6 protein-coding genes are annotated in these 7,694 nt (G+C 60.8%); 4 read left to right on the forward strand and 2 right to left on the reverse strand.

The window, feature by feature from the left end:
* Positions 1-91: 91 nt before the first annotated feature.
* Both ACINK1_RS04300 and ACINK1_RS04305 read right to left on the reverse strand, forming a co-directional pair.
* Entirely contained in the window at positions 92-457 is a 366-nt protein-coding gene (locus ACINK1_RS04300) for a hypothetical protein (RefSeq protein ID WP_395759997.1), read from the reverse strand.
* Positions 458-566: 109 nt separating this feature from the next.
* On the reverse strand, positions 567-815 hold the full coding sequence (locus ACINK1_RS04305; protein WP_395759998.1) for a hypothetical protein: 249 nt from the start codon (positions 813-815) through the stop codon (positions 567-569).
* A gap of 251 nt (positions 816-1,066) precedes the next feature.
* On the opposite strand from ACINK1_RS04305, the gene ACINK1_RS04310 reads away from it, so the two are divergent.
* The 4 genes from ACINK1_RS04310 to ACINK1_RS04325 all read left to right on the forward strand — a co-directional run.
* Positions 1,067-2,119 (forward strand): GSU2403 family nucleotidyltransferase fold protein, encoded by a 1,053-nt coding sequence (locus tag ACINK1_RS04310; RefSeq protein ID WP_395759999.1) that lies wholly within the window; start codon positions 1,067-1,069, stop codon positions 2,117-2,119.
* A 48-nt stretch (positions 2,120-2,167) separates the two neighbouring features.
* Entirely contained in the window at positions 2,168-3,364 is a 1,197-nt protein-coding gene (locus ACINK1_RS04315; RefSeq protein ID WP_395760000.1) for an SIR2 family protein, read from the forward strand.
* The gene (locus tag ACINK1_RS04320; protein WP_395760001.1) at positions 3,361-6,123 is read left to right on the forward strand and encodes a hypothetical protein; all 2,763 of its coding nucleotides are present in this window, start codon (positions 3,361-3,363) and stop codon (positions 6,121-6,123) included. The genes ACINK1_RS04315 and ACINK1_RS04320 overlap by 4 nt, the downstream gene beginning before the upstream one ends.
* A gap of 42 nt (positions 6,124-6,165) precedes the next feature.
* Positions 6,166-7,694 (forward strand): DEAD/DEAH box helicase family protein (locus ACINK1_RS04325; protein ID WP_395760002.1); only part of this gene is annotated, 1,529 nt, incomplete at its 3' end.

Raw genomic sequence — 7,694 nt, forward strand, 5'->3', positions numbered from 1 at the left:
GCTTGAGGTTCGCAGGTTCGCACCCGGGTTCGCGGCGAAGTGGGGTCGATGGGGCGATTGCGGACTGGGGCCGGATCTGAAAGCAGCGGGATCAAGCTGCCGTGGTACGCGCCTCGATGGCGATAATCGCGAGATCGCGATAGCGCGCCATGGCCTTCGGGCTCGTTGAAACCGGATTGATTTCGATGGCCTTGAGGCCTTCGACATCGCCTGCCTCGGCAAGCGCTACCAGCTTGGCGAGCTTCGCCCGAAACCGCGCATGTGTCGGTTTTGAGAAGTCCGGCGCTGCCGGAAGCGCGCCCGCCTGCGCCTGCTCGATGATCGCCTTGCGCTTGCCGGGCTTTGGGCTGATCGGCGACGTTGCCTGCAAGGGCTCCGTGCTCTGGATCGGCGCTTGGTCGTCGCTGGCAGACGCAATTGTCCGCCAGCCGAACCGGGCATCAGGCGTCTTGAACACTTCGAACTCGCCGGGCTTCAGCCCGGCGCGCTGCGCACCGCTTAAGCGTTGAACTTCCTGTCGTAGGTTGTTGCTTCCGTGGTCATGATCGTGCTCCTTCGGTTTGGGTTCAGTTCGAAGCGACGAGCGCCGACCGGCCTTCGGCGGTGACGCCGTAGATCAGCGGCTGGCGCTTGCCGAACGGGCTCGGGTTCTCGGCGACGAGGCGCATCGCCTCGATCCAGGCCTGTTCAAGCGTCGGCGCGCTCGCCCGGGCGTAGCGCCCGGTTCCGAGGAACAGAGCCACGTCGAAGCGAATGGCTTGGGCAAGGACCGCCGCGTTGGCGGCGTCAGCGGGATGAACTTTGCGGCGTTTCATGAGCGATCTCCGTGGGTTACGGGATCGCAGACAGCCTCGACAGCAAAACGAGAGCAACTGCTAAGTTGCTGATTTATTTCGGGCTAACGGGCGGTTTGGTGTCAGCCCGTCAGCAAGATCGACGTCATTATGCCCAATTTGTTCTTTTGGGCATAATGTTCTTGCGTACAGTCGGAATCGACGGCATTATCCGCAAAATCAAGATTTGGGTATAACCGCCAGTGAAGCCACTTAGCCTTGCCCATCAGACCATGTTCTCGGACTTGATCCAGCGATGCCTGGATGCCGAGTTCGACGAGACGTTTCCCGAGAACGGCTCATTCGCCAAGGTGAAAGGCGCGAACGGCCAGCAGTTCTGGTACTATAAGGGCTACAACCGCGGCGAAGCGAACGCCGACAGCAAGCGCTTCTCAAAATACGTCGGCCCGGTCGCGGACCTCGACGTTACAGCACGTGTTGAACGCTTTAAGAGGGTCAAAGCCAACTACCGCGAGCGCCGTTCACTCGTAACCTCTCTGACGGCAGCGGGATTGCCTTCACCCCCTGCGCTCGTTGGCGACATCGTTGATGTCCTATGGCGGGCCGGATTATTTCGCCTGCATGGCGTTCTAGTCGGCACCGCCGCCTTCCAGACTTACGCGGGCCTGCTCGGCGTTCGATTGCCAAGCGCGCCGCTCATGACGGGTGATGTCGACTTCGCCCAGTTCCACTCCATTTCTGTTTCGGTCGACGATTCAATTCCGCCCGTTCTCGAAGCGCTTCGGCTGGTGGACCCGACATTCCGAGAAATCCCGAGCCTCGCAAATCCGATGGCGACAACCAGCTTCAGCAATGCAGCGGGCTTCAAGGTCGAATTCCTCACACCGAACCGAAGCAAGGACGACTTTGCAGGCGAACCGGCTCCTATGCCAGCGCTTGGCGGCGCCTCCGCGCAACCACTTCGCTATCTCGATTTTCTGATCCATCAGCCGGTTCGTTCGGTGCTGCTGCACAAGGGCGGCGTTGCGGTGCTGGTTCCATCACCGGAGCGGTTCGCGGTCCACAAGTTGATCGTTTCAGAATTGCGCCGTGCTGACCGCGACAGCGCGAGCAAGGCCCGCAAGGATCTCGAACAGGCGTCAGTGATGATCGAAGCGCTTGCGAACAGTTCGTCCAGGCTCGATCTCGGCCTCGCCTACATCGAAGCGCGCGACCGCGGACCGAAGTGGCGCGAAGCGCTGGAGGGAGCGGAAAGCAAGCTGCCAACGGAAATCAAGGAGAAGCTCCAATCGGCCTGCGCAGATGCGGGTGCCGTTGATGGGTAGTCGCGGCGGTATCGAAATCGCTGCTCTCTCTTCAAATGGGTATCGCCCATGAGCAGTGAAGATCGCGTCATCTCGATGGGTGATGGCTTGGCCGCGATACCAGAGCGGCTCCTGCTGGCTCATGCGCGCGGGGAAGTGTTGTTCATTTGTGGTGCAGGCATTTCCCGGCCCGCTGGGCTTCCGGATTTTCGTCAACTTGTTCTCGACGTCTATGCCACACTCGATACTTCGACGCACAGCGTGTTAACGGGATTGCCGCCGGGAGCCTGCAACCAATGGCAGGCCAATTGTGCGGGCCTGACCGATCGGCAGACTGCTGAAGTGAAGCGGTTCATCGTCGGCGACTTTGATGTTGTTCTCGGCATGCTCGAGCGTCGGCTCGACGATCAAACCCGTGGCGATAGCCAGGTAAGGCGGACTGTCGCCACGATCCTGCGTTCAGGGGCAACGAGCCCGGCCACGATCCACAAGGCGCTCATAGCCCTTGCCGATCGCGGCGGCGCCAAGACGATCGTAACAACAAACTTCGATCTGCTGCTTCAAATCGCCGCCCAGCGCCTTCGATCGCCCGTAGAGACCTATTCCCTCGGCTCGATACCAAGGCCATCGCGACATTCGGAGTTCTCGGGCGTGCTCCATATCCATGGCGCACTCGACAAGAACCCGGCGAGAACTTCTGAGATTGTTCTGTCAGATCAAGATTTCGGCGAATTCTATCTGCGCCGACGCGTTGTTCCGGATTTTATCTATGATGCTGCGCGCCTGTATCATCTGGTGCTGGTGGGCTACAGCGCCAACGATCCGCCTATGCGTTATCTGCTCAATGCGGTCGCAGCGGACGGCAAGCGCTTTGATGACTTGAAAGAGCGCTTCACCTTCTTCGGCACGAGCTCGCCTGACGCGGTCGCACTAGCGGACTGGAATGGGCGCGGCATAACACCGATTCACTACGATTCAAAGAACAGCCACGACGCGCTACGCGCGACCCTTGAACGATGGGCGGATTTGTCCGCGATCAATGGGAAGAAAGAAATTGTCGATGCCGAACTGCGAAGGATTGTAAGAACATCGCGGTCTGCGGCCAAGGAGTCCGACCGCGACCTCTTCGACCACTTCTTCCGGAGAAGCAACGCAAGTGAACGTGTGCGTCTGTCGGCGCTGGTTTCGGACGCGAAGGCTGAGATCGAGTGGCTTGATGTGATCGTCAAGATTTGCGCTGAAGCCGACCGGGGATGGAAGCCATGATCCGACCCTGGGCTTATCTTGACCCGAACGACCGCGAGAGTTTCCGAACGATCATCGCCTTCTTGAACAAGCGCCTTGCTGAGCAGGGAACGATCGACTGGGCGCTGAAGCTCGAGCCAGGCCAGCGGATCGAGCGCATCGCGGTTGAGGACTTATTGACCGGTCCAGGTGCTCGCGATCTGGCGGAGCCGTGGGCCTCGGCGTGGCGGCTGATTGAAGAAAGCTGGTCACAGCCCCAATCTGAAGGACGCAACGGAACAGCCATTTACGGCATTCAGAAGAGACTGCGTGCAGGTGACCGGTCCGGCGCGGTGGTTTCCGCCATCGTTGCTCTCGTTGCGCCGCGCCTCAAGGTCGAAGCGATTGATGCTTGGCGATGGAACTACGTCAAGAAGCCGCGCAAGCCAAAGACCGTCGATCACATCCTGTCCGCTTGCCTGACCAGCGGGGATCTGGTTGATCTGAACGCGCTCGAACTGGCAAACCTCGATGATGTCGCCTTTCTGACATCGCTGGCTAATGCGTTGGAAGCTGCTGTCAATCACGGCCTGGATATTGCTCGCAGGCTTGGCTGGGATAGACAAAGGCGCCTATGGCAACTTGGCGACCTAGGGCGCGCGTACTACGTGGCTGACGCTCCAAGAGCGCGCAAGGATGGCGAGCCAGACGCATATCATCACGGTATCGCGCCGTCGGTGAAACTGCTGCATGCCGTTGTCGCAAAGATTTCGGGGCTTGATCCCGCTGCGGCGCAATACTTTGCTCGACGTTGGAGGTCGAATGGTTCGCCGGTACATCTTCGCTTGTGGGCGGCGATGTCGCGGAAAGAGCAGATTACGCCCACCGATGAGGTGACGGACTTCCTCACAGCGCTCGATCAGGATCGGTTTTGGGATGTGCACGGCTTCCCGGAGATCACCGAGCTTCGAGCCGTCCGATTCCGCGACATGAACGGGGGAGCGCAGAAGGTTATCGTCACCCGGATTCAGAAAGGCCCTCCACGGGATCATTGGCCGAAGAATCTTGATCCTGCGGAGGTAAAGAATGCGCGACTGTATTGGTCCTTGCGGGAACTACGGCGAATAGAAGTCGGCGGCGGTGTCCTGCCGGATCGAGCCAAGACTTGGCTTGATGCCCAGACGGCGCAATTCGCCGAACTTGCGGAGATGAGGATCGATGAGGGTTTCCCCGGAGGGGTAACTGTCACACGTCGTGAAGCGAAGCCGGATGCAAAATTCGACACGCTTTCAGGCGTCGAACGGCTGAGAGCGCTCGAAGTCGCTTTGGGGACCGGGCGTCGCGGCTGGGATGATGACCCCGCAGAACGCGCTAACGACTGGATCAACCAGCAGGGCAATGCCGACAAGGTGCTGGCTGACTTCGTGAGCACCAACAACGGTGGCGACGACTTTCCGAAGGTCTGGAACCGCTTTGGCTGGGCGCACAGACCGCGCCAGCAGGATGGGCAAGCAGCGCCGGATGCGGAACCGAGCGCGGAAGCTGGCAGGGTTCTCGGCCTGCTGAACCAGCTCTCTGATGCTACGCTTTCAAGCGCGATCGAGGGTATTTGTGCCTGGCTGGACGCGTGGGAGAAACACGTCGTCAAGCTGCCGCTGGCCTTGCCGATCTGGCTTCGTCTCTGGCCGATCGCTGTAGAGATTACGGACCGCAAGCCTGAGGAAGCGGATGAGGCAGACCTCAGCGTCGTTGCGCGTGTTGCCGACGATGACCGCGAGCCGATGGACCTCGACACGCTCAACACGCCCGCAGGCAAGCTCGTCGGCGTGTTTCTTGCCGCCTGCCCCAGCCTGCCACCCGGAGCGCAAGCCTTCTCCGCAGATTCGATGGAAAGGCAGATGCGCGACATCGTGATTGCCGCGGAAGGTCGAAGCGGACTGATCGCCAAACACCGGATGATCGAGGCGCTGCCCAATTTCCTTCGCGCTGATCCCGATTGGGCCAAAGAACATCTCATCACGCCGTTGCTCAAGGATGACGGCGCCGCGCTAGCGCTGTGGCGGGCCGTTGCACGGCGCACGCACTTCACCAAAGTGTTGGAAAGCATCGGCGCGGCGATGGCCGAGCGCGCCAATGATCGACGGTTGGGCAGGGACACGCGCCGTCGGCTTGTTTTCAGTCTGGTAGTCGAATCCCTTCATGCATTCCGCGAGGGCCGCGCGCCTGCGGTGCCCAATCCGCGCATTCAACAGATGCTGCGGACGCTAGATGATGAAGTGCGCGGATCGGCGGCAAACGCGATCCAGCAGTTCGTTCGGGACCTCTCCGCGAAGGCTACAACCAACGCACCCGAGGATAGCGAAGAGCAAGAAGACCCCGCATCCGCTGCGGCTCTCTTCCACAAGGCCGCTGCGCGGTTCCTTCGCGAGGTCTGGCCGCAGGAGCGGTCGCTGGTGACGCCTGGGGTCAGCGGCGCGCTTGCTGATCTTCCGGCAACCTCAGGTGAGGCATTCGCCGAAGCCGTGGACGCAGTCGCCCGCTTTCTTGTGCCGTTCGAGTGCTGGTCGATGGTCAATTACGGCCTTTATGGCGATGAAGGTGAAGCAAAGAAGCTCGCGATCATCAATGACGAAGCAAAGGCGCAGGCTCTCCTGAAACTGCTTGATCTCACAATCGGCACGTCAGAAGGCGCCGTTGTTCCTCACGACCTTACGGATGCATTGGATCAAATCAGGTCTGTCGCGCCCGCTCTTGTCGACCTTCCAGTATTCCGCCGTCTCTCAACTGCTGCCCGGAGGTAGCTTCCCTTCACAATTTTCTGATTTCCCGCGTAAAGTCGTCAAATGAGCGAATCCGCCTTCCACCCCGAGGATAAAGCCCGGTCGTTGATTGACCGGCAGCTTGGCGCGTGCGGGTGGTTGATCCAGTCGAGGGGCGAAATGAACCTCGGCGCGGGGCTCGGTGTCGCGGTGCGTGAATTCCAGACGGCTTCGGGTCCGGTGGATTATGGCCTGTTCGTCGGCCGCAGGCTCTGCGGCGTGATCGAGGCCAAGCCCGAGGGCACCACACTGTCGGGATTCTCGGAGCAGGCTGCACGCTATATCGCCGATGTGCCGAAGCACCTTGTCCGCGAGGAAGGTCAGGTCCGCTTCGAGTATGTCGCCTCCGGCACCGAACTGCTCTTTCGCGACCATGCCGATCCTGATCCGGCGTCGCGCCGCGTGTTTGCCTTCCACCGCCCGGAGACGCTTGACCTCTGGCTGAAGGAAACCGCGACTTTGCGGGCGCGGCTGCACGCCATGCCTCCGGTCGTCACGGACGGCCTGCGCGCCTGCCAGATCGATGCCGTCGCCGCGCTCGAACACTCGATGGCGGCGAACCGTCCGCGCGCGCTGGTGCAGATGGCGACCGGCGCGGGCAAGACCTTCACGGCTTGCACGCTGAGTTACCGGCTGCTCGCCCATGCCGGGTTCAAGCGCATCCTGTTCTTGGCCGACCGCGCCAATCTGGTGCGCCAGACGCGCGACGAATTCCTCGCCTATCGCCCGCCCGGCACGGGGCGGTCGTTTTCGGAAATCTACAACGTCCAGAAACTTGGGCCGGGCGGCATCGACAAAGATGCGCAGATCGTCGTCGCCACCATCCAGCGGGTCTTTTCCGTGCTCTCCGGTAAGGATTTGGCGGAGGAGGATGAGGAAGCCTCAAGCTTCGAGGCCGCGAGCGCCGACACCGAACGGCTGGTTTCCTACAACTCCTCGATCCCGATCGAGAGTTTCGATCTCGTCATCACCGATGAATGCCACCGCTCGATCTATGGCACCTGGCGGCAGGTGCTGGAGTATTTTGACGCCTTCACGGTCGGCCTCACCGCCACGCCCTCGCTGCATACTCTCGGCTTCTTCGGCAAGAACCTCGTGGCGCAATATCCTTACGAGCGCTCGGTCGTTGATGGCGTCAATGTTGGCTTCGAGGTGTTCCGCATCCGCACCGAGATCGGCGAGCGCGGCTCCACCGTAAGGGCCGGCTACGATCTGCCGGTACGCGACAAGCGCACGCGGGCCGAGCGCTACGAGACGCTTGATCAGGATTTCTCCTACACGCCGGATCAGATCGACCGCTCGGTGCTGGTGCCAAACCAGATCCGCACCGTGCTCGAAACCTATCGCGACACGCTGTTCACCGAACTTTTCCCGGGCCGCAGGGAAGTGCCGAAAACACTCATCTTCGCCAAGGACGATCACCACGCCGAGGAAATCGTCGGCGCCGTGCGCGAGGTGTTTGGCAAGGGCAACGACTTCGCGAAGAAGATTACCTACCGCACCGATGGCGCGGACCCCGAACAACTCATCCGCTCGTTCCGCAACGACTACAA

Source organism: Raskinella chloraquaticus (SeqCode) (assembly GCF_021731865.1).
GTDB classification, from domain to species: Bacteria; Pseudomonadota; Alphaproteobacteria; order Rhizobiales; family UBA4765; genus Raskinella; species Raskinella chloraquaticus.